Source organism: Lysinibacillus sp. NPDC093692 (assembly GCF_050280125.1).
Lineage (GTDB): Bacteria > Bacillota > Bacilli > Bacillales_A > Planococcaceae > Lysinibacillus.
Window position 1 is genome coordinate 1 of sequence record NZ_JBNNUW010000014.1, and the last position, 24,732, is coordinate 24,732.

The 24,732-nt window shown below is 37.6% G+C and carries 18 protein-coding genes; all 18 read left to right on the forward strand.

The annotated features are described in order from the left end of the window. Window positions 1-582 precede the first annotated feature (582 nt). The 18 genes from ACQKN4_RS15265 (at window position 583) to ACQKN4_RS15350 (ending at window position 24,725) form a co-directional block, all read left to right on the forward strand. Complete coding sequence (locus ACQKN4_RS15265; RefSeq protein ID WP_427484089.1) at window positions 583-1,509, forward strand: serine/threonine protein kinase; 927 nt, start codon at window positions 583-585, stop codon at window positions 1,507-1,509. Between the two features lie 538 nt (window positions 1,510-2,047). Then, window positions 2,048-4,216: a transcriptional regulator gene (locus ACQKN4_RS15270; protein WP_079562898.1), complete on the forward strand. Its 2,169-nt coding sequence runs from the start codon at window positions 2,048-2,050 to the stop codon at window positions 4,214-4,216. A gap of 229 nt (window positions 4,217-4,445) precedes the next feature. Continuing rightward, on the forward strand, window positions 4,446-4,871 hold the full coding sequence (locus tag ACQKN4_RS15275; protein WP_079562899.1) for a membrane-associated protease 1: 426 nt from the start codon (window positions 4,446-4,448) through the stop codon (window positions 4,869-4,871). Between the two features lie 92 nt (window positions 4,872-4,963). Further along, complete coding sequence (locus tag ACQKN4_RS15280) at window positions 4,964-5,398, forward strand: J domain-containing protein (protein ID WP_079562900.1); 435 nt, start codon at window positions 4,964-4,966, stop codon at window positions 5,396-5,398. Between the two features lie 37 nt (window positions 5,399-5,435). Continuing rightward, on the forward strand, window positions 5,436-5,993 hold the full coding sequence (locus ACQKN4_RS15285) for an FHA domain-containing protein (RefSeq protein WP_427484090.1): 558 nt from the start codon (window positions 5,436-5,438) through the stop codon (window positions 5,991-5,993). A 40-nt stretch (window positions 5,994-6,033) separates the two neighbouring features. Then, a complete protein-coding gene (locus ACQKN4_RS15290; RefSeq protein ID WP_079562902.1) occupies window positions 6,034-6,561 on the forward strand; it encodes an FHA domain-containing protein in 528 nt (175 codons plus the stop codon). Window positions 6,562-6,567: 6 nt separating this feature from the next. Next, window positions 6,568-7,407 (forward strand): PP2C family protein-serine/threonine phosphatase, encoded by an 840-nt coding sequence (locus ACQKN4_RS15295; RefSeq protein ID WP_079562903.1) that lies wholly within the window; start codon window positions 6,568-6,570, stop codon window positions 7,405-7,407. A 49-nt stretch (window positions 7,408-7,456) separates the two neighbouring features. Then, on the forward strand, window positions 7,457-9,103 hold the full coding sequence (locus ACQKN4_RS15300; RefSeq protein WP_427484091.1) for a serine/threonine protein phosphatase: 1,647 nt from the start codon (window positions 7,457-7,459) through the stop codon (window positions 9,101-9,103). Between the two features lies 1 nt (window position 9,104). Continuing rightward, complete coding sequence (locus ACQKN4_RS15305; RefSeq protein WP_427484092.1) at window positions 9,105-10,382, forward strand: normocyte-binding protein; 1,278 nt, start codon at window positions 9,105-9,107, stop codon at window positions 10,380-10,382. Then, window positions 10,373-11,068 (forward strand): iron-dependent peroxidase, encoded by a 696-nt coding sequence (locus ACQKN4_RS15310; RefSeq protein WP_427484093.1) that lies wholly within the window; start codon window positions 10,373-10,375, stop codon window positions 11,066-11,068. Before ACQKN4_RS15305 ends, ACQKN4_RS15310 begins: the two co-directional genes overlap by 10 nt. A 23-nt stretch (window positions 11,069-11,091) precedes the next feature. Beyond that, window positions 11,092-13,740 carry a molecular chaperone gene (locus ACQKN4_RS15315; RefSeq protein WP_427484094.1) on the forward strand — a complete coding sequence of 883 codons (2,649 nt, stop codon included), beginning with the start codon at window positions 11,092-11,094 and terminating at the stop codon, window positions 13,738-13,740. A gap of 34 nt (window positions 13,741-13,774) precedes the next feature. Further along, the gene (locus ACQKN4_RS15320; RefSeq protein WP_427484095.1) at window positions 13,775-14,548 is read left to right on the forward strand and encodes a DNA and RNA helicase; all 774 of its coding nucleotides are present in this window, start codon (window positions 13,775-13,777) and stop codon (window positions 14,546-14,548) included. A gap of 292 nt (window positions 14,549-14,840) precedes the next feature. After that, complete coding sequence (locus ACQKN4_RS15325; protein WP_427484096.1) at window positions 14,841-15,485, forward strand: hypothetical protein; 645 nt, start codon at window positions 14,841-14,843, stop codon at window positions 15,483-15,485. Then, window positions 15,482-17,017, forward strand: coding sequence for a phage baseplate assembly protein V (locus ACQKN4_RS15330; RefSeq protein ID WP_427484097.1), 1,536 nt, complete (start codon window positions 15,482-15,484; stop codon window positions 17,015-17,017). The genes ACQKN4_RS15325 and ACQKN4_RS15330 overlap by 4 nt, the downstream gene beginning before the upstream one ends. 15 nt (window positions 17,018-17,032) lie before the next feature. Beyond that, a complete protein-coding gene (locus tag ACQKN4_RS15335) occupies window positions 17,033-18,130 on the forward strand; it encodes a pentapeptide repeat-containing protein (protein WP_427484098.1) in 1,098 nt (365 codons plus the stop codon). A gap of 39 nt (window positions 18,131-18,169) precedes the next feature. Then, a complete protein-coding gene (locus tag ACQKN4_RS15340; RefSeq protein ID WP_079562910.1) occupies window positions 18,170-18,667 on the forward strand; it encodes a hypothetical protein in 498 nt (165 codons plus the stop codon). Between the two features lie 79 nt (window positions 18,668-18,746). Then, window positions 18,747-19,145, forward strand: a complete 399-nt coding sequence (locus ACQKN4_RS15345; protein ID WP_427484099.1) for a DUF4280 domain-containing protein — start codon at window positions 18,747-18,749, stop codon at window positions 19,143-19,145. 30 nt (window positions 19,146-19,175) lie between these two features. Continuing rightward, entirely contained in the window at window positions 19,176-24,725 is a 5,550-nt protein-coding gene (locus ACQKN4_RS15350; protein ID WP_427484100.1) for a DUF6531 domain-containing protein, read from the forward strand. Window positions 24,726-24,732 lie beyond the last annotated feature (7 nt).

Sequence of the window (24,732 nt, forward strand, 5' to 3'; positions counted from 1 at the left end):
ATTAGGGCGTTTCCTGTTCAAAATTGAACAAGAAGCGCCCTATCTTTCTCTATAACGAATTTATTTATAAAAAACGCAAGTTTTTCAGTGCCCTCATAATATATCGGGCTCATGCCTCTTCATTTTGCCTTAAAAAGGATAGGACCACAAGAGTGCCACATAGAACCGTCAAAGTGCCGGATAGGATAATCGCCAAAGCGATGAATAGAACCATCAAAGTCCTGAGAAGAAACAAGCATATCGCCGACTTCAAATTTTGCCAAACCTCAGCATTTGATGTAGAACTACTTAAGAGAACTATTTATAATAAAGGTGTATATTGATATACTTACATTAATTTGTATTTTAGTTAAAATAATGGTCATAACCAAAAATTGCGGATGACATTTGTTAAAACTTATGCCATTTATCTTTTATTAGTAGAAGACTCCTATCTCTAAAGTGGTGAGATGTGCGGATGCGGTCCCCTATCAGTGGGTGTCCAAACACCCACTAAATGACAGGCGAAATCAACCACAAGTTATGGTGATGATGTAACAGAGTGTTCGGAGTTTATGTGTTGAAAGGGATGATTGATCGAAAATGCAAGCGACGACTCAAGTTGAATTGAGCTTACCGATAAACAGTGTTTTGAAAGATACATATAAAATTAAAGAAATACTTGCAACTAGTAAATTGTCTTTAGTTTATATCGTGGAGAATATCAATGAAGGGAATCAGCTAATTATTAAAGAGTTCTTTCCAAATGACATAGCTTTACGGGATTTAGATAATAAAACAGTCGTTAATCGTTTGCCTTCAACAAAGCAGATATTCGAGGATTTAAAAGCTATTTTTCTAAATGAAGCATGTATTTTGCAGCAAATAAATCATCACAATGTCGTCAAATACATAGACCATTTTGAGGAAAATGAATCGATTTATATCGTGATGGAGTATTATGAAGGAACTTTATTAGATAAATATTTAAAAGATTTTCCAATTGAAGATAGGGAGCATGTGTACACGAGTATATTCCTTCCTCTAATTGGTGCTTTAAGCTATTTACATAAAAAAGACATACTCCATCGTGATATTAAACCAAGTAATATAATAGTAGATTCTGAAGGTAATCCATATTTACTAGATTTTGGTTCGGCTATTTTTAATAAAACTGCCGAGAATCATCAAATATTCACTAGCCCAGGGTATTCTCCTTTAGAGCAATACTCGAATAAATCTGAGCAAGGTGTATATACAGATATTTATAGTTTAGCAGCAACATTTTATTATTCTTTAACAAATATTATCCCAATGGATAGCTCACAACGCATTATCGAGGACAAAATTGAGAATGTGAGAAAATATAATGAGAAAGTGAGTATTGTTTTATCTCGAACTATTATGTGGGGGCTGGCAGTGCAGGCAAAAAAACGATGCTCTTCACTTAAGTATTTAGAACTTGCTGTTATTATTGAAAATACTGCCAATAGGATAAAAAGCTATTTTAAACACGGTAGTTCGAAATAACTAGCCTATTTAGAATTGTGATTCTATATAACTATTTTTGATTTAAAATTCATATCTTTTCAACAGCTTATAGACTAGGAGTTTCTACTCAATAAGCTGTTTTTTTTAGTAAAAATAAAGAAAAAATACATTTATTTCTATAAAAAATATCATAAATTTTAACATGTTTATTTTTTACTAAATATACATTTATGGAAATTATTTAACATAATATCCTAATGTAAATATTGACAATAAAAATAAATGTTGTATAGTTACTTGTGATACATAATGTCATCAGTGAAGTGCGCATGTAAAAGAATTATCAGTAATTCTAGATATGAGTGCATGTTGTAAATAAATAATTACATACATACTCATATAGAAAAAAAACTACTGATTTTTTCGTTCGAAATTACCATTTTATTACTTAATAGTATCATATTAGGTTGTTTTGTGAATTACGATCATATTTTATTTGCTAATCACTAATTGACTATGCTTACTCGAAATCTGTTACAAAAAGGAGGGATGGCTGTATAATCATACGGCCGACTGAATGGAGATTATTAGTCAAACGAACAGAACCATGCTCTTTGAGGAAATTAATCCGGAAAAAATGGATTTAATTACGCTTGTTGGAGATGTAAAAGGAATTGACAGTCTTAGTGATGAAAAAATCAAAGAGATTAATGAAAATCTTCTTGTCAAAAGCTTCGACGAGTTTTTAGATAAGTTTTCTCCGACGGTTTACTCATTCTACAATGCTGCTAACCAAAAGGTTATGTATACATTAAAAAAACCTGAAGGAATTCAAGATGACTGTATTTCTGAAATAGCAATTGACCAAAATAATGATTTTTTAAAGATGTTATTTACCCTCATTGATACGAAAAGAAGTCAGGGCATTGCGAACGTTGACTTTAAGTTTGAAAATTTGCTCGATATGATCTCTCCTAAAAAGGTTATGGACGACATTCGACAAGTCCGAAAAGAAATCCATTATCTATATGGTGAATATGACAAATTAGATGAAGGCGATCCAAAAAAATTGGATACAGGGGACAAGCTAAACCTGATGTTTGAAGTGGCAAGTAGAAATTACAACAATGTCATGGCGATGCTTCCTTTAGCAATTGAAGATATTAAAACGAGACTATTGTTAGGTGCTAATCAGGATGAAGACGAGTCCGAAAAATTACAAATTGGGACACTTTCTATTGGCGACAGTGGTGAATTAAAAATCATTGAGGCACCACAAAATAATAGCTCGGAACTGATGGTTATTGAAGAAAATAGTAACTATGGTTTAAGCACAGTTTTTGAAGAGGACTATGAGGCGATTACAGAATCACCATCCTCTTATGTCAAAGATTTAGTCGTAAGAACGTTCTCTCCATTGCCAGCTGTGAGAGCTGAATTGGATGTAGAGACAGAGGTACAAAACTACAATACTTACTTAGAATTCTATAAGGATGCTAAGGATGAATTTGTAAAAACAGTGAAGCCATTAGTTGAAAAACTATTAGGCGTAAAAATGTACTTTGATCAGTATGCAACTAAAAACAAAGGTATGCAGCCCTCGTTACTTGTAACGAACACAAAGTTAGATATGCTCGTTAAAAGTAATAATCTACCACGATTACGCACGTATTTAAACACGGTTAACTCCAAAAATGACTTTACAGATACGGTATGGTATGGAATTGTCCCTGCACTAGAACTAGAAGCTTCCGGAAAAATGAAAGTAAGTAGAGCTAGATTTAAAGGGAACGATAAGGTTGCCAAGCAAGATGGCAATACAATGGAATCGTTATCCATCCTTCTTGATACTGTGAAAGATTATAAAATACAGATTTTCTTCAACTTCATGGCAGAAGAAGAAACGACATTCAATGGAATTGCTACTGCAGGTATTGATCGCTTGATCGATAAATGCTCAGTGCTTATTCGAAAAGATTATAGTGAGTTTGCTATACCATGTTTACCAAACTTCACTATTATTCCTAAAGATAAATCAGGTGTAATCATTGATACAAGAATGCAGACAACAGAAAATGGAGCTCGATTATCTAAAGAAAAAGAGGATATTTTAAAACTTTGGATAGAGGGCGTTTATGTTGGTGCTAGCTATGTAGCGGCAGGTATTGTCTCAGCTTATCAATGTCCGGAATATTTGAAAGACTCTTTCAAAAACGTTCAGAGAAATAATCCTGGCGTACGCTTCGATATTGAAGCTGGTGATAACTCACTAAGAGCCGTTACAACGATGGCAAAAGAAATCTCAGGATTTACTAATAATATTAAAGATGCCATTAACAGCAGAAGTTTTGGCTTTGTATTCTCATCAGAAAATGCACAGCTTCAAGATAAAGACATTAAACGAATTACAGTGTATAAAGCTAGAAGTTTAGCGATGGAGGAAGATGGATTCGATTCAATCTACAAAACTCAAGTGAGTACGTATATTGAGAGAATTTTACGATTCCAATCTGGTGACTTTAAACACGAAAATATCGTTCGATTCTTTAGTAATAATCCAAGTAGTCAAAAAAGTAAATGGATTAATGATAAAGGCTATGTAAACTCCATTATTCACGATGGAGATGACATCGGCTACATTATCGATGAAAAAACAAGCACTTGTCAGATTGACCTAGTGTTTAACGGTAATGTGAAGAATCTTGAAGTTATGATTACAAAGGCAAGTAGTGCTGTTAAGGCCTAACAAGTTTACACATACACTAAAAATTTTTTTAAGTCGTATGTTTAAGATTTTTTCATAAATCTTTTAACATAAATAGAATCCTCCATTAATTGTAAGGTGAAAACATTACATATTTCTCCATGCTTCATGTATTTGCATTAGGCATAGAGGAATGTATACAACAAGTTATACATTTTCACCCAAAACGATTTTTTGAGACGATTCAAACAAATTTCAGGAGGTAATGAGAATGGGTTTTGTATTAAAAGTAGAAGGATCAGAAGCAATTGAATTAGGGTTAGATAGCATTATGACTGTGGAGTATGAAACAGATACACCAAATGACTCTAACGCACGTTCTACAGATGTAGGAGCAACTTTAAAAGTAAAAGGTAAAATTCTTACTGCAACTGATGGTGATAATTCTGATGACACGATGAAATTAGGATTATGGTCATTAGTACCAGCTGAAAAAGCTGACTGTTACCGTAAAGTAACGTTAGAAGTTATTTCTGCTGATCAAGTAGTAAGAAAAATTCACTTCCCAAATGCTTTCGTTGTTGACTATTCAGAAAAGTATGGTGACACAGAAGGTATTGGTGAATTCTACTTATTCATTAAGCAAAAGAAAGACAAAACAGACTTGGCGAAAATCGAAGGCGGCTACGCTGTTTAAGATTGCTGCTTGATAGCTACTCCACATTATCTAAGGGACTTTCATAGTTCCTTAGATAATTTTGAATAATCCTAATATTGGGGATGAAAAATATGAAAACGCATTATGAAACTTTAGGTGTTAGTAGAGACGCCACGCAAGCACAAATAAAACTAGCTTACAGAAAACTATCAAAAAAACATCATCCAGACGTGAGCGGTGGAAATAAAGAATCAGAAAAGATTTTTTTAGAAGTGACAGAGGCATACAAAGTATTAAAGGATCCAGCTTCAAGAGAAGCATATGATGCTCGACTAGATGGAGCTAGTCAAAGTTGGGGCAGTGGACAGACATCTGAAAAACAGTCTTCACGCCCACAGTCTACTGAAAAAAAGCCAGATTTTAATATGAGCAATATTGAAAAGAACTTTGAGCATTTTTTTGGTTTTAATCCTAAAACAAAGGAAACGGGATCGACCCTTAATAAGAATGCAAAGAAGAATCCACTAGATACAACTGATTTATTTGAACGTTTTTTTAACAAGTAAACGAAGCCATAGCTAGTATGGAGGAGTGTGATACCCAATGGATGCATACACTGAAAATGCAAAGAAACAAAAGGTTATAAAAATTATCGATATTATTATTGTCATAATCACCTTCTTTTTCATTCTATACGTATTTGTCATGAATCAGGATTTTATTTTAAAAACAATTATTGGACTAATGCTAGGCATACTAGCAATAATTTATGGCTCTATAAAGTATGAAGCTAGAGATGAAAATAACAATGTGACAAACAAGAAAATTCGAAAATTAGTTCTCCTCAATGATCGAGGAGCTGAAATAGATGAATGGGAAATCGGTGATTCAACGTCATTACTTATTGGGAAAAGTTCCGCTGACAATAAGGCAGATATCGATTTAAATGGTACTGAATATGAATCGCTTATCAACTATGAACATGCCGTATTAAATAATGTTTCAGGAGTATGGTACATAGAGGATATTGATTCGGTAAATGGTGTTGGTATAAAAAAAGCTCATAAGCGCGTTAAAAACAGAATAAAACACGAAAATCCTTACCCAATAGGTAATGGAGACACGATATACATAGCCAATACACGGATTTTAGTGAAATAGAGACAAGTAAATTCGTAAAAATAGACGGGGGATAGCGAAAATGAGTTTGATTAGATGCACAAATGGTCACATGTTTAGTTCCAGAAGACATAGAAATGTATGTCCGTATTGCAACGTAATGGTAGAACAGGAGCAAAGGCCAAGTAGCCAGCAAACAGCTGTAGCAGAGTTAGATGATAAAACAATGCCATACCTTGGAGAAATGGATGGAATTGATCCAGTAACAGGATGGCTTGTTTGTATTGAAGGACCTCAAATGGGTCGAGACTATCGAATTTTATCGGAAAAAAACTTTATTGGTAGAGCTGAGGATATGCACATTCGTATTGTTGGAGACAATTCGATTTCTCAACGTAACCATGCTGTGATTGTCTATGATCCTAAAAAAAGGAATTTCTATCTTCTTCCTGGAGATGCATCAGGCTTAGCTTATCTTAACAATGAAGCGGTTTATACGCCAACAGAGCTAGCAGCGTATGATGTAATTCAGTTAGGCGGAAGTATGTTTCTCTTTATTCCCTTATGTGGTGTTCATTTTGAATGGGAAAACAACAACAGTGAGGGATGATGACGGATGGATCAGAAACTACTGCCATACATAATTGCACTTATTTTTATCGTTGTACTCTTTGCATTATTAATTGTTAGAAACATGCTTGCGCAACAAAATGAAAAAACAAAAATAGCAATCGGAAATGGTCAAACGATTGGCAGACGTGATGAGCAGGATGATTATTTCTCTACAGCAGAAACGAAAGATGGAACAATCGCTGTACTAGCAGATGGCATCAGTGGTTTAGCAAACGGTAGGATGGCAAGTACGGTTGCTGTCAATACATTTATTGAAGAATTTAAAAAGCTTAGCGGTCTAAATGCCCTAGAAAAATTTTTTAAGGAGGCCGCTTTTGCAAGTAATCATATGATTGTCGAAAATTTAAATGGCTCGAACGGTGGTACTACATTAGTGGCAGCCGTTATTGATGATAACGGATTTCTTCATTGGGGAGCCGTTGGAGATAGTGTCATTACCATTTTCCGCAATGGAGAATTTAAGGCCATCAATCAAAAGCATATTTTTGAATCAGTGTTAACTGAGCGATATATATCTGGTGAAATATCTCAGCTTGAGGTGCAGGAAAATCCTTTGAAAAAGAGACTTATCAATTATTTAGGGTATGAAGGCTTTAAAAATATGGATATCGGAAAAAGTCCGATTCAGCTAAATAGAGGGGATAAAGTATGTCTATTTAGTGATGGCGTCTATGATACTTTAACAGAGGTTGAAATGGAGAAAATTCTCTCTCAGCAAGCTACTCCCTATGATATTGCTCAAGACATGATAAAAGCCGTTGAACAAAAACGCTTAAAAAATCAAGATAATGCAACCATTGTTATTTTAGAAAAAACATGGTAATTATTTTACATGTGTCTTTAAATGAGTCAGTAAATGAGGAGGAGTAATCATGAGAAAGGAAAATAGCAACTTTAAAACAAGCTTTTTATCCGAAGCGGGCTCATTTTTGCAAAATAAAGATTACTTTGCCTATACAGAGCTGGACGATGTTGCCTGCTGGGTAGCTGTAAAAGGGTTAGATTCTGATCAGGAAATTAGTAGTGCAGAGCTTGCTGTAAAGGCAATTTTAGAAAAATTCATGGAAAAGCCATCCATGTCCAGACGGAAAATTAAACATTACTTAAAATATGCACAAGATATTCTTCAAGCTCAAAGCTTAAGGGTGAGATTGAAGGCTAGTATTGTCATTGTCGTCTCGGATTACTCAAAGATGATTGTTGCCGTTGCAGGAAATTCGAGATTATATCATTTCCGTAATGGGACTTTAACGTTTAAAAGCACGGATCAAAGCTTAGCACAAGAGCTAGTGAATGATAGGAACCGTTCGCTCGATATTAGCCAGCACGAGGAAAGAACCAATTTACTAAACTATTTGGGCAAACCAAAAGAGTTCCAGCCTTTTGTTTCAAAGAAAATGAAGTTAATGGATGACGATGTACTAGTGCTTTGTACAGCCGGCTTTTGGGAAGATGTCAATGAAATTGAAATGGCAGATGCGTTGGAAGATGCAAAAGAGCCTGAGAAATACATTGATGTATTAGAAGAGGTCCTGTTAAGCAGGCAAAAGAAAGTGGTCAATAATTACACAGTCGCCGCTATATTTGCTAACAAGGTTTACCAGGAAACAAATAAGAAAAAAATGAAATACATCAAAATGATTGTAGCTGCATTAATCCTAGCTTTGGTCGTAGGTGGAGGCACGATTTTTTATCAGGCAAAGCAAGCTAAAAAAATGGCTGAATTAACCGTTGAGATGAAAGATCATGAAAAGAGCGGAAACCAGTATTTTCAAGATGGAACTTATGATAAGGCACTGCTGGAATATAGTGAGGGCAGAAATGCTGCTAAAAAATTGAAGGATCCAATACATAGAAATGTACTAGCGAGAAAATTAAGAGTTACCGATCTGATTATCAGTGGAGATAAAGCAGCAGAAGAAGGTAAATTTAACGATGCCCTTGAGCAATATGAAAAGGCTAAAAAAGAAGGAAAGCTTATAAAAGACTTTGGGAAAGCAGTAGTTGAACAAAGAATCGCTAATATGGATACCATTGTACAAATTGCTGAAGCTGTGAAAGATGGAGATTTCCGATTTGAGGCAGAGGATTACAATGGAGCTCTTGAAACGTATCAAAAGGCAAGAAAAAAAGCGCTGACAATTGCCTTTACTGGCGAACCTGAAATAAAGACAAAAATAGAAGAAACAGAGGCTAAAATTGCTGAATTGAAAAAGGCCCAGAAAGAATTAAAGGCAGAAGGCTTAGAAAAAAGCGGAGATCAGAGCTATGCACGCCAAGAGTTTGGGAAAGCAATTGAATATTATACACTTGCACAGGAAATTTATCAGGAGACAGAGTTGCTGTCCAAGGTTTTAGGTCTTGAGCGAAAGGTTATGAACGCCAATGATAAATTAAATCCACCTCCTCAAGCACCAGCCGCCGATACAGCGCCACCTGATCAGGCAGCCCCGCCTACGAATGGAGGGACAGCTGCTAGTGAGCCATCTGATGCTGAAGTGATGAAAGAGGGAAAATAAATTGATAAAAGAGCTCATGATTGAACGGTTACGCAAAATAGAGGATTTAGAGCAACGTCAACTGCTAAAGGATATTGTAAGTGGCGTTTTTGTAAATTTAATCGACTATCAGGATGAAATGAACAAAAGGCTTGAAGACCGCGTATTCAATGAAATAGATGATGCTGAGAATAGGTTTGATATTTATGTGACGTTAAGTTCTAGGGAGGATGTTGACCCTATTCATGAATGCTTATTCCCGATGCGACCAGCTGATTTAGAAAGTAAATCAATCAATAAAAAAAAACTGCTTGAATCATTTAAAAACAATGAACCTGCAGTGCTGTTCACCTTATTTTTAGCGTGTGATTCCATGCAAATTCAACAGTTACTTGCTGAGCAGCGACGCTTTAATGGAAGGCTAGTAACGACAGAAGGACAAGTAGAGATTAAAGTCAGCCTTACTCAAAATCTGGACTATTTACAAGAGATAAACAAGCTATATCCGCTCTTCCAAATAAACGGCTTACCATGGAAAACTATTAATCATCCATTCGTCTATAAATTTTTTAATGTCAATTTAGTAGATTGCCCATCTTTAGATGAGAATGCTGAAATTACTGAAATAATCGTTGATTTAGAAGAGTATGAGGACAAAAAACGCCTAAATATCGTTCCGCTATGGAATATTGAACGCCATGAGGTCAAAAATGTCGGGTTTCCCGTCCCTGCTATCGATAAGGTGAATTTTGAACATGTACTTTCCGTACGTAAAATCGGAAACGAGCATGGCTATCTTGTTGAGGCCGAAGAGGATAATGTTCGTTACGTTAAACGCTCAGACAATGAATTAACCATTGTTTCACCCCAGGATAAGTCAGGGGTATGGCAGCTTATCAAAATTGCAAAGATGGAAGATGAGAAGATCGGGAAATTAAATTACGAGCTTGTATCAAATCGAAGAATCGAGCATTTTATACACAAATTCGCTAACAAATATACGGCTACTGTTAAAACGAAGGGTGAAATTACTCGTATGATTAACTCCTTTGAGGCAGCTAATCAATTTGAGCTTGTAGATGTCGAAATAGTGGAATCTTTCTCGGGAACAAGCTTTACGCACTCCGCGAACACGTTCTTAACGGAAATGATAGGAGAAAATAATCATAGAAAAACGATGCTATTAAAGTTTAAGGCGAAAGAGGAGAGAAACTTTATCGCAAACGATATTTTAAGCTTCCTCGTATCAGAAGTGCAACGACATTTCTTCGAATATGAATGTGTAGGTGTGTGGCTATGAACTATATTTGGGATTTGCTCATTAAAGCTGAGGATGAAGGACTTTCTAAAAAGGATATTTATTTTCACCTTGCCGAAGCCTATTCACCTTATATGGAACTAAGTCCACAACTATTAAATACACAGTATGTTGACCAGCACGTTGAAGTAAATCCGTATTATCGCTATTACGGAATTTTTAATGGTCTTTTCCATCCTGATAATAATTCAGATATAGAGTTTAGGGATTATCTTTTAGATACAGGATTGCATTTCTTAGCTGAAATTGATCGTATGCAGGGCATGAATAAGAGAGAGTTCTATATTCGCTTTATCTTACGGGAAATCGAGGCCGATGTATTTGGTAAATTGGTGCGGGACAATATTCACGCCTTTACGAAAAAGGAGCAAGAAATAGTTGCACTCAATATGATAAGACTGTACAGGACTGGTGAAGAGATTTACTTATTAAAGGATACGCTGAAAAGGCTCTTTAAAAATTGCATGATTTATGTAAAATCGGAGGACCAGGATGAGCTGCTTTTATACATCCGTCAAAAGCAGACAGAACAGAATGAGCGAAAGGTACAGCTTGTACAAGAAATTTTTCTGCCAATAGGCTTTCATATGGAGGTTTATTGGCAATATCATTTTGGCATTATTGATGCTGAGGAAACGATGAAGCTAGATCGAATAGCTCTTTACTAAATAGGGGAAGAGGAGGGATTCCAATGACAACTAAATATTCATATAAACTGTATGCCAATAAGCGTAATACAGAAAAGAAATATATGACCTATACACGAGTAGAACTAATGGAAATGACAACCTTCCAGCTTAGAAATATTTGCTATAAGGAAAAGCTTGTGACTGGGCTTATTAATACACTGACAAGAGACGAGTTAATCGACAAAATTTTAAGATACCGTGGCTCTGAAGAAAACCCTCTTATTAGAGAAAAAAAGGATGGGGGCTTTGAACGAGTAGAAGCGGCCATGCAAGAGTATTTAAAAACACCGATGTCTGACAATGGTGACATTAAAATTCCTGCCAAAATGAGCTTATATAGCGGAATGAAGATTGATAAACCCGATCAGTATTTCTTGGAAACAGGCGGTTTTCTTGTTGAATCTAACGTACTGCTAGTCAATGAGCAGCTGGAACTTTGCGGCATTCTTAATATCCTTAAAGACGACGAAGTCCCAAATCAATACTATTTCGCTGCTGACCAAGCAATTGGAATTCGGAAGACAAACAATAAAAACTACAGCTTTATTTTTTTAAGAAAGCAAGATTCTGAGTATATCTATAAGACGTATTATCAGGAGACCCCACTTCCGCCAACAAATCTTCATTATTACAAAGTTCCAATACCAGATTTAGAGATGAAACAGCTGGAAACAACGAATGCCATTCTTGCGATTGACTTTGGTACAACAAATACAACGGCTGGAGTTTATTTAGAGAGTGATTATGTGTCCTCTCCTTGCAGTCATGATTTATTAAATGACAGAATTCAGCTAAATAGCATCAATTTTGTGCAATTTCCAGACCCACTTCATCAAAACGAATGGATCGAAGTAGTGCCGACGGTCATGACTGTCGCAGATTGCTCAAATGCAGACCAAGTAAACTATCACTACGGCTATGAAGCGTTAAAAATGATGAAGAAAAATAGCTATACATCATTGGCTACGAAATTCCAAGGTATTAAGCGATGGGTTAGTAACTATGCCAAGCTGGAAGAGGTGATGGATGCTAACGGGAATACTGCACTTGTTCCACGAAGCCAAATTTTAAGAGAGTTTATGCTTTATATTATTCGAATGGCGGAGCATCAATTTAAATGTCGCTTCAAGCATTTACATATTTCCAGTCCTGTGAAGCTGAAAACACAATTTTTAGATATGTTTCGTGCGATTTTACCTGAATACCAAATCGAAACTGAGCATGCTCTCGATGAAGGGATGTCGGTTCTTTATAATACAATCGCCAATCAAATAGAGAACGATAGTTTTCTCGATGGCAAGGAATATAAAGCGCTTGTGATCGATTGTGGAGGCGGAACAACAGACCTTTCTTCTTGTAAGTTTCGCATAGAGGACGGCCATATTTCTTACAAAATTGATATTCATACTACCTATGAAAATGGAGATACGAATTTTGGTGGCAACAATATTACGTATCGTATTTTCCAATTTATGAAAATCGTTTTTGCCAACTATTATAGTCGAGGAAAAAATGATTATGATATCGATGCATTAATCGATATTCCTGGTAAGGATATTTATCGATATGTAGACGATCATGGCGTAGAAGCGGTGTACGAGCAATTCGAAAAAGCCTTTGTAGATGCCGAATTTATTATCCCTACACGCTTTAAGGAATATGAAAATCGCACACGTGATGAATACCTACGTGTACGCAATAATTACTATTTCTTATGGGAAATGGCAGAAGAGATGAAGAAGGAATTTTTCCGCAAAACAGGTATATTAAGAAGTCGTTTCTATGCGGATAACGATATGCAGCACGATAGTGATTTAAATGTCACAGCAGTAGATCGCTGGTGCCTGTCGTTGGTAGAAAACAATCAATTTAAAGAAGTTTATGACTTCCCAAACGTCTTTTTCAACATTAAAGAAATCAATCATCTCATAAAGGCAGATATTTATGATATCGTGCGAGAGTTTTTAGAGGAGTTTTATGAGAGTGGCATCCTGAGTGACTATTCCATCATTAAGTTGACGGGACAATCCTGTAAAATAGACGCATTTCGCGAGGCTTTAAAGGAATTTGTACCAGGACGCAGCATTGAGTTTAGACAAAAGGCTGAAAATATCGGTAAAGTTCCAGAGTTAAAGCTTGCTTGTTTAAGGGGAGCGCTTCGTTATTTAAATGCCAAGAAAATCGGCATGATTGAAACAGAAGTGACGAACCATGCACCAGTTGTCCCTTATGCTGTCAGTGCCTTTACACATAATCGTCAGGAAAAATTACTGATTAGTAGCTTAGAAAGATTGAATCAAATTCACGGTACGATTTCTCGTCCATGGGGAGTAAAAGAGGTGGAGTTCTTCCTCACAGGCAACGACGATCACTCATCGTTTAAATACACTTACTTAAATCGTCAGGAAGATTATGCACCTGTTCTTTATGAGAATATTGCCATGCACTATCAAGATAAAATTCCGCAAGACGAGACGGATTCCATCACGAATGGAGAAGTGAAGTTCTTTGTCTTTGCAGGCGAAGATAATTGGGGCTTCCATGTAGTTCCAGTAGCGAGAAAAGACGAACAGTTGTTTATCGGAAGCAAGGAATTCTTTGCCTTTGAAACCGATTTGTCTGAGCTGGATTTCTTTGATGGATTAAAGTAAACAGTGAAAAACAAGAAAAGAGGTGGGTGACAGCTTGTTTGCCAATCAATTTCCACATTTTCAAAAGGGCCGCATTTTAAAGCGAGAAATGCTAGAAAATTTGCGAGATTTCCCAAGAGAATTTTTAGATTTATATTTCCAAGATTATTCTAATGGCATTATTGCTGGTGCCAATATTATCGTAGCAGATAAAAGCCTCATAATAGCGAAAGGCATTATTAAGCATAACGGAAAGCTCTATATGCTACATAGTAGCTACGAGCTTCCTTATGAGGCAACAGGAAGCGAAACGATTCTAAAAGTACGATTTGCTGAAGAAGTGAATGAATTAGATTTTAGAAATTTCACAACAGAAATAGTCCTAGATGATTCATTAGAGCTTGCGAATAATGAGCTAGAGTTGGCGCGCTTTAAATTAAAATCGGGTGCAAAACTTCGTTCGGAGTATATTGATTTTTTCGATATTGCGACTGAATACAATACGGTTAATTATCTTCACAGCCAGTATGCAGGTTTTCAAAAAAGCACTTACCATCCAATCATTTTGCACTATTTTGCACGAGAGCTGTTAAAAAATCGCCCAGCGAATCCATACGATATAGCTTTTGCTTTTGAGTGCATAAATCAGGAACGGGTTCAACGAGATGCAATCGATTTTTATATTTGCAATCGACTAGAGCTAGACTACCAAACATTTTCTAATAGTCAAATTCATAAATACTTGAACCGTATTTTATTGGAATCAAAACGAGGTGGTCGTATGACAGGTCACAGTCAAGGGCGACCAAAGCGCATGATTGTTGACTAGCTGATAGTCTACTGATGAAGAAATGTTCAAGAATGGACAACGTGAAATAGCTCAAAAGGAAGCGGTTTTATAAGAAAGATAAACATCGTATGAGGAGCATTCCCTAGGACTTTGTAATATAGATGAGCAGGAAATACCGGTCATTGATTCAGCATGTCATGGAAGGAAAGATTTCGTTTCGTATGCCGAAGCTATTTTCAATCATGTCAGCTGAGTTAGCCTTAATAGGAAAGCAAAAAATGACAAGGCTATGAGATAGAGAAAAAAGAATCGAAACAAAGGAGCGAAAAAAATGAATTTCATGGATGAAGAAGTAATCGAGATGACGAAACATGCAAGGCAGAAGAAACGAATGGAGAACATCGAAAACCAATTATTAAATACTGATATTGTGAAAGCGATTAATGATGGTCAGCTCATAATTGAAGATGAAACGATTGAGTTTAAAGAAATGAGTTTTTATGAGGATCAAATCCGGATGTGTATGCCTGCAACCTTTGACGTGATGGAGCCTGAATTAATGGATATTAAATATCCATCCAGTCGTAGACCCGATTATATTTATACAAGCGAAAGTACGTCCATCAATGTCACGCTGAAAATCATGGAACAACAGGTAAAAGAAGAGGAATTAGAAGACTTCACAGAGGCCATGAGGAACATCCTTCAAAAAACGCAGCCAACTACAAAAATGTTGGATACCGCCATGATTGAAGTTAACGGTCTACAAATTGGTTACTTTGACTTCATTTCGCCAGCACTAGATAACAAGATTTATAATTTAATGTTTTTGTTTATAGTAGGCGAGAATGTGACGATGGGCTCGGTTAATTGTTTGAAAAAAGAGATGGATATTTGGAAGCCCATTGCTTACGGCATGATGGAATCTATCGTTGTTGAAAACAAATTATTAGATGGGGAAGGTGTTGTCGAATGAGTAAGGAAACGGCCTTGACGTATAAAGATATCATCGTGATGCCCTATAATATTCGCGTCGATCAAATCGAAATTACGCAACAAATGAATGAGCATGCTACATTGCATTTAACGGGTGTGATTCCAGATGAATTCGAAGATTCCTATGTATATATGACGGATGCAGAAACGGCTATTGAAGTCGTGCAAATCGGCAGTGGTGGACAAACTATTCCGATCTTTAATGGGCTGGCATTAGATGTACAAGTAAAATCAGTTTTGGGCACCTATTATTTGGAGGTTAAAGCAGTTTCGCATACGTATTTGTTGGATGTGAAGAAGAAAAATCAAACTTATCAAAATGCGAGTATGCCCTATAGTGAATTAATTAATGCATGTATTGCTGATCAAAAAGGTGCAGATTTCATGGATTATGCCTCAAAGGGCTCTACTATTGCGCGCTTTACGATGCAATATATAGAGACAGATTGGGAGTTTCTTAAACGAATGGCATCACGATTCCATACAGGTCTGGTGCCAGATACGGTTCACCCAGCCGCAAAGTTTTACTTCGGCGTACCGTTTCAAGCCGGGGGCACGCAGAAAATGGAGGCCATCAATTATCGAGTTAAAAAGGCGATTGGTAATTTCCTAGTGTCCAGTAAAAATCATCTAGACGGTATTACTGATAGTGACTACATGTACTATGAAGTAGAATCGTTCCAATCATTCAAAATCGGCAATGAAGTTACATTCCAATCAAAAAAATTGTATGTCTATAAAATCTACTCAACTTTAAAAGATGGCTTGTTCAAGCATATTTATACGTTAACACCTCAGAACGGCTTCAGTGTCCACACTACTTATAATCAAGCTATTATTGGTGCCTCCATTCAAGGGAAAGTAATTGATGTTGCGGGGGACAAAATTCGTATTCATGTTGATTTCGATGAGGGTCAAGAAAAAGACACAGCTTATTGGTTTCCATATTCAACGATCTATGCATCAGAAGATAATACAGGATGGTACTTCATGCCGGAGCTATCTGATAACGTTAGAATCTATTTCCCAGGCAATCGTGAGGATGAAGGGATTGCGATTAGTTCCGTATCAAAAGCACCACCACAATCTGGTTCGATGTTAGCAGCGACGAATCCGCCTAGTCCAGGAGGCGGTGGAAGTGCCAGTGCTAGTGGCGGTGGTGGAGGTGGCGGGTCAAGACCTGCACCACCAGAGGATAGTCGCCAAGACCCAGCGCGGATGGCCGATCCAGATGTCAAAACACTCAGAACGAAGCACGGTAAACAAATTCTACTTGCACCGGATCGGATTGTCATATCTGGTGGAGGATTAATGATTTCGCTTATGGATGATAATGGGATCTCCATCATAAGTGATAAAAATATTACCTTGCAAGCAACAGATAAAGTCGCCATCAATGCGAAGCAAATTATGATTAATGCGACCGAGAAAATAGAGATGACTTGTAAAGACAGTTCAATCAAGATGGAAGACAAAATGGAGATTAAAGGAACAGAAGTACGAGCAAATTAATGAGGATGTGGACGCATGAAACGAGAAGAAGCATTACAGCATTTTATGGATGAATGCGTGTCAGTTCATGTCAGCCGATTGCAAGAGAAGGTTGATCGACAGTTTCGCCAAGAGAAGGAAGTCTTACTAAAACCAATCATTCACTCGCTTGAACAATTGTTTGCAAATATTGGAAATCGGCAGGGGCAAGGGAAGTTGGCACCAGTTGCCTTTATTCATTTTTCATTGTTACGAACATCGTTACTAGATAACAAGTGTACGTATTTGCTAGAAGCGTATGGAGAAAAATGGTACTACGATTGGGGAGAATGTACGGCACAGTATGAAGCGGAATGGCTTAGTGAGGCGATTATAGATCTACACAAAACGCTTGAAAAAGAAAGAAAACCATATCTCGCTATCCAAGCAGCTGACGTTCGAGGAATTATTCAACAAACTGTGATTCTGTTTCATCAGTATATCATTCAATTGGTACGCTATCTTTTTCGCTATCAACAAGAAAGCGTACCTGAAATAGACTTCCAGCGAGCTGCGTGCTTGCGATTTCGTGTCGGTGAATATAAAGGATTTAGTGAAGATGTTGCGATGTTCGACGAACGGGAACGGGTGGAACAGAATCTTCTCTCGTGGTTAGGGAAAAACGAGATGGATAAATCATATACGTTTGAAAATTTCTCAAGCCTACAGTTACAGCAAAAACTTTTCGACCAAATGGACTTTTCTTATGCGAATTTCAATGGCAGTGACTTAGAAGGGGCTTCAATGAAACAAAGTGTTTGCGTCGGTACTAGTTTTGTAGATTGTAGCTTAGCGAATGTTGATTTTTCATACGCAGCCATTCAAGATGCAGATTTTCGAAATGCCAATTTAGCAGGCGCTAATTTTACACATGCACAAGGAAAAACGCTAATGCTTCCCGATGACGAAGTTGCCTGTTACCTAGGCACTGATTTCAGTCATGCGAATTTGGAAAATGCAAAATTTGAGTTTGCGCAGATTGCAGGCGCTAATTTTACAGGTGCTAATTTAAAAGGAGCTACCTTTTTTAAACGCGATCAAGAGAAGTGTCTATTTAGCCCAGACCAGATAAATGACATTCATTGGATTCATTAACTTTGAAATCGATAGAAATGATAGTTACAGGAGGAAAAGATGGAGTATTTTATTGTTCGGCAAGATCAAAGCATTACAAATCCAATTATTCCTTTCAAAACAGACCTCGATGATAACTTTGTCTGTTCATCTGTATTCGGGGAAGTAATAGAAAAAGAGAACGCGGTATATCTCGATTATTTAGAGAAGCCTCGAAGAATCGTGTCGGATGATTTAAAAGGGTTATTAGTGAAATATGAGGATAACTTAGAATTTACAGCCATTGTCTTTACAGATGTGAAGAAAGGAACACAGCGTGTGCATTGGCTTATGGACATTGTAAAGAAGAACTGTATTTCCGATGAGACGGCTTATTATCCAGATGGACAAATAAAGGAGCTCGTAATTGACCCGAAGAAAGTGGAACTGGATTGTATTTTTCAAGTCGACGGCAAAAAGGAATCATTCACCATCGTCAATTTAGATGTGGCAGAAAGTATGCTACGACGACCATATCTCGGGATTCAGCTGCAACGAGTAAAACTACAAAGTCGATAGATCATTCTAATAAATCATTCCAAAACACTGTCGTAGTTTGAAACAGTGTTCAATCGATAGCCGAAAGGAAGGATAGTTAATGGCTCAAGTTGTAGAAAGTTTGGAAACAGAAGGTTCAGAACAGGAGCAATTTAGTTATGTCGTACATGGAGCAATCATTTCATGTGAACATGGTAGCCATCTCAATTATTTAAATTTGCCGCAAGACCATGGCGTTTATATTAAAGAGAAAGCCGTAATGAATATAGGGGATCGAAACCCTGACAACATTCCAACCTTTGGTGTTTGTTTACAGTTGCAAAAGCCATGTACACCAACATGCTCCATTGATTGGATGGAAGGCATGGAAAATGTCAATATCGAGGGGAAGCAAGCGTTATTAAGCCGCTGCCATACCCAATGCTCAGCAGGTGGGGGCAAAATTGAAATTATTCATGACGGTCAAGAGGAAGTAGAAATACCGAAACAAGGCTTTTAAAGGTCGAGGTTGATTGAAAGGAGGTAAGTAATGAAATCGCTAGAAGAAAAGGAAATACACACGGTTAGTACGTATGAGGATCTTGTGCTCGAGTGGCCTTATCCACTTATACATTTAGATAAACTAACTATCAAACATAAGGCCAATGACCATGCGAGGTTGTACTTTACGGGAATGATTGCTGAAGAGCAAGCGCAAAAGTATATTCAGCGGGTCAATCAAACAGATGAAGTTGTTGTGAAATTTGGGCGAGACAGTGCCATTTTGTTCTCAGGAAGAATTGATAATGCGGAGTTGCAGGCATCACAAGGGGTGCACTATGTCTCCGTTGAGGCTGTATCATTTACAGCAAATATGGATATTGCAAAGCGCTCACGTTCTTTTCAAGATGTGAATATGACGTACGTGCAGTTAATAAAAAATATCGTAAGCGCCTATCCTAATGGGGATTACATCGACCAAGCTTCTAACGGCCATGCCATTGGTAGTATTGCGATTCAATATTTAGAAACAGATTGGGAATTCATTAAAAGAATGGCCTCCCGTTTGCACGCTGTTGTTTTTCCTGATTTAAAAGGAAAGGGTGCTCGATTTTGGCTTGGTACACCTCAAAGCAGGAAAAGTATAACGATCGACCATCTGCCATCTATATTACGTATGGACGTCGATGCGTATCGGTTGATTACTGAAAACGATGGTACGGATGTGAGTGAAGCCGATTATACTTTTTGTGAGTTTGAAAGCACAGAGGCCCATGAGTTGGGCACGTTGGTGCAATTCAAAGGAAGCTCCTATATCGTAACGGCTAGGGAAACCCAACTTGATGATGGTGTGTTGAAGTTTCAATATACTGCCCAACCAGAGAAAAGTATTCGTCAGCGATTAGCACGCAATTTAGACCTCATTGGTGCAGCATTTACAGGAAAGATCATTGATGTTACGCAAAACACCGTTAAAATTCATTTAGATATAGATAAAAGCCAAGATCAAGGAAAAGCACATTGGTTTGCTTATTCAGCAGATGCCAATGGTGTTATGTATTTAATGCCTCAAACAGGTGCACGTGCTCAATTGCATTTTCCAAGTGCAGTTGAAGAAGAAGCCATCGTTATCAGCTCGGTGCGTGTTAATCCAGCCACACCAGAGGGCGGGCAAAAACAGACGAAGAAAATGGCGGACAGTACCGTTAAATCATTGGCGACCAATGTTGGGAAAGATGTGACATTAGGTGTCGGGGATATTACCTTTAGTGCAGTAGATGGAGTATTGGACTTAAAGATGGATGATGGAGATGGCGTAACATTTCAAAGTAACAGTACCATCATGCTTGCGGCTGATGAAACACTTGAAATAAGTGGGATGAAAGAGCTAGCCGTAGAGGCAGAAGAATGGATTGCGATATCAGCGAAGGAACAAAGCCATGTAATGATGGCCGCTGATACTCAATTAATTAGTACGCTCATTGAGCAAGAAGGGATAGAGAAGCAAAGCCAGCCACCGAAATTAAATGAAGAAGCCATCGAAGCTATGAGTAAAGTAGACTTAATTTTCCCACAAAAGGCAGAAGAAAAGAAAGAGAAAAAAGGTTGGTTTAGTAGTTTAGTAGATGGCGTAAGTGCAGCATTGGATGTTGCTGGATTTATTCCTGTTATCGGTACATTTGCAGATATTGCGAATGCTGGAATTAGCTTGGCAAGAGGGAATTACATGGATGCAGCCATGAACTTAGTAGGTGCGGTCCCATTAGTTGGTGATGCCGCCAAGGCAGCCTACAAGGTCAAAAAAGGGGCAAAGCTCTTAGATAAAGCTGCTGATGCTAGAAAAGGAGCTGATAAGGTAATAGATGCTTCAAAAGCTGTAGCAAAAGGGATGAAGGCAGCTTATCCGAAAATATCTAAAACGTTAGATGCAGTAAAGGGACTAGCGGAACTAGCTAACAAAGCATCTAAGGCTGTGAAGACGGCCGCAGATAAAGTCATTTCGTCGATGGATGAATTGCTCGCTGCGTCGAAGGCATTAGACGGAATGAAAGCTATGGCCAAAGCAGGGCTAACGAAATTTAATCATGGGGTATTAAAGAAATTTAATTGTACACAAGGGTTAAGTAAAAAATTCTGTAAAAGAGGTTTTGAACCCGTTGATTTAATTACAGGGCGTATGATTTATGAAGGCGTCGACTTTGAACTACCTGGACCTATCCCCCTCTCATGGGAACGCGCTTGGTACAGTGATAGTAGTCGGATTGGCTTAACAGGTCATGGTATGCACTTTACATACGATCTAGCCTTAGAGATTTTTGAAGAAGAAGACCTGATTGGGATTGTTGTGACGGATGGTCGCGCAGTCGGGTTTCCAATTTTACCAATAAACTTGCCGTATTTTAACAAACGAGAAAGAATGACTTTAACAAATACAGGCGAGGAGTATCATTTATTTGAGCATGATACACGATTGATTTATGTATTTGAACAAACAACAGAGACGAAATACCGATTAAAAGAAGTAAGAAATGAGCAAGCCCATCATATTCAATTTGGTTATAGCCTTAAAGGCTTCTTATCTCAAGTAACCGACAGCGTTGGAAGAGTGCTCGAAGTTACGACCAATGAGGTAGGTAGAATGACAGAAGTCGCCTTAAGTAACCAGATGAGTCGTGAAGTCTTAGTTCGCTATGATTACAATGATGGTCAAGATTTAATCGAAATCCAAGATGCATTAGGGCAAAGTACACATATAGTATATGTTAATCACTTAATGGTGCAAAAAACGGATCGCAATAAAAATAGCTTCTTCTGGCGCTACGATGGACCAACTACAGGTGCACGAGTCATCAAAACATGGGGAGATGGCAATGTTCTTGCAGGGGAGCTTTCGTATCATGATGGCTATAATGAAATTACGAATAGCTTAGGCCATAAGAGTTATTACTATTTTAGCGAAGATAACCTCTGTAAGAAAATTGTTTACCCAGATGGTGGTGAAGTAAGCTATGAATATAATGAGGACTTTGAATTACTGCAAACAGTAGATGAAGATGATCGTGTCATGTCATATAGCTATGATGAGTGGGCAAATCCAATGACGATTACTCTTGCAGATCGTAGTACATTATCCTATCAGTATGATGAGAAGGATAGGATAATTCAGGCAGTTAACGCAGAGGGCGGAAGTCGTCGGTGGATTTATAATGAAGATAGCACATTACAGGCAAATATTTTAGAAAATGGCACAAAGACGGAATTTTCTTATAATGATAAATGTTTAATAGAAACGGTAACAAATGCACAAGGCCATGTGGTAAGCTTAGCTTATGATGCTGATTTAAACTTAAGTCGAGTGACGTTGCCTGACGGGACGAGTTCGACCTGGAAATATGACCGTCGCGGTAATTGTACAACAGCGACCAATCCACTAGGGGTCACAGAGAAATTCCGTTATGATAATTTGAATCGTCTTTTACGGGTAAAACTTTCAGATGGTAACGACATTCAATTGAAGTACAATGCCTACGATGATGTCGTTTTTGCGAAAGATAACCATACGCAAGTAGCCTTTGATTACACCATTCTAGGCAGTTTAATATCCCGAGAACAAGGTGGGAAGAAAGTCAAATTCACCTATGATACAGAAGAGCAGTTAAACGCTGTGATCAACGAAAGAGGCGAAACGTATCAGTTTGAACGCGATATGAAAGGCAATATCATTAAGGAAATTGGCTTTGATGAGATGGAAAGAACGTATGAGCGAAGTCTGGCAGGATTGGTTCAGAGGATTCAACGACCTGGTGATCGTTGGACAGCATATCAACATGACAATTTAGGAAATGTCATTCGAGCCGATTATTATGATGACACTTGGGAAACGTTTAGCTATGACAAAAATGGTTCGTTAATTGAGACTGAAAATGAGCATGTGACCGTAAAGATAGAGCGAGACCTATCTGGACAAGTGATCAAGGAATGGCAGAATGACCATTGGATTGCGAGTAGCTATGATGAATTTGGCAATCGTTCACAAATTACGAGTAGCTTAGGTGCAAAAATCAATGTCGCTCGTAATGAAATGGGCAATGTGTCACAAATCACGGCTTCTCGTTTAGAGCAAGAACAGTGGATAGCATCAATGTATTACAATGAACTCGGTCAAGAAATCGAGAGAATCTTACCAGGGGATGTCAACAGTAAATGGCAGTATGATGTAGCAGGTAGACCAACACACCATCGAATAAGTAGTCAAAACCGCGATACACGAAGACGAGTATATAATTGGGACGTCAACCATCGATTACGAAGCATGATGAACGAGTTAACCGGTGTAAAAGTTACTTATGGTTACGATGAATTCAGTAACCTCGTTTGGTCCAATCAAGGCGGTCAATTTGATTTCTTACACCGCAGTGTTGACGATGTCGGGAATTTGTATGAAACAAAAGAAAAGACAGATCGTGTTTATGGCGCCGGAAGCAGATTACTTGAAACGGAAGAGGCAACATTCTCTTATGATGAGGAAGGTAATCTGGTTCAAAAAGTCGAAAAGAATGGTGATACGTGGAAGTACGAATATAACGGAAATGGCATGATGGCGAAGGTAGTTAGACCAGATAAGACAGAAGTTACTTTCAAGTATGATTCGCTAGGTAGACGAATAGAGAAGTGTTCAGAAGAAAAGATGACAAGTTTTATTTGGGATGGGAATAATATCCTACACGAGTATTTCTCGCAGAATGATTCAGATAAATTTAAAAATCTAGTTGAGAGCTCTTCAAAGAATAATTCTGAAATACCAGATAATCTAGTCACATGGGTATTTAATGATGGGTTCGTACCTTCAGCTAAAATCACGAATGAAGGTAATTACAGTATTATTAGTGACTATCTAGGAACGCCTGTAGAAGCCTATGATGAACAAGGTAATAGGGTCTGGTTAGCCGAACTTGATATTTATGGTAGAATGAAAGAATTTACAGGTGAAAGAGATTTTATTCCATTCCGTTATCAAGGGCAGTATGAAGATGTAGAAATAGGATTGCATTATAATCGATTCCGATACTATGACCCTGAACAAGGGAACTATACTCAAATTGACCCGGTTGGACTTGCTGGAGGAAATCCTACTTTATATGGGTATGTGCAAGATCCAAATATTTTGTTTGATATCTTTGGGTTAAGTATATTTAGTGGGGTTACTTGGCAAGCTCCTAATCATGGAACTGGTTATAATTACACAGTTTATCAACAAAAAATTGATTGGGATTTACCAATAAATACAAAAGGAGGAGGTACAGAGACTAATTTAGATAGAGCACTAAGAGGACATGCACCGTTTATAGTAAAAGATGGGAAGTATTCAAAAATAAACTTACATCACTCGAAACAAAATGGTCTTGGGGCTTTGTTTGAATTAACAAGCTCTACTCATCAAAAGTTTTATGGTAGTAACGCCTTACACCCACACCTACCAAATGCACATCCTGATTATCCTGTAAATAGGGAACTGTTTGGTCTTGATAGAGAAGCTTACTGGATGGACAGGGCAAAAGCAGAGATTAATTCTAGAAATATGAAAGTACCATGTCGTTAAGATCACA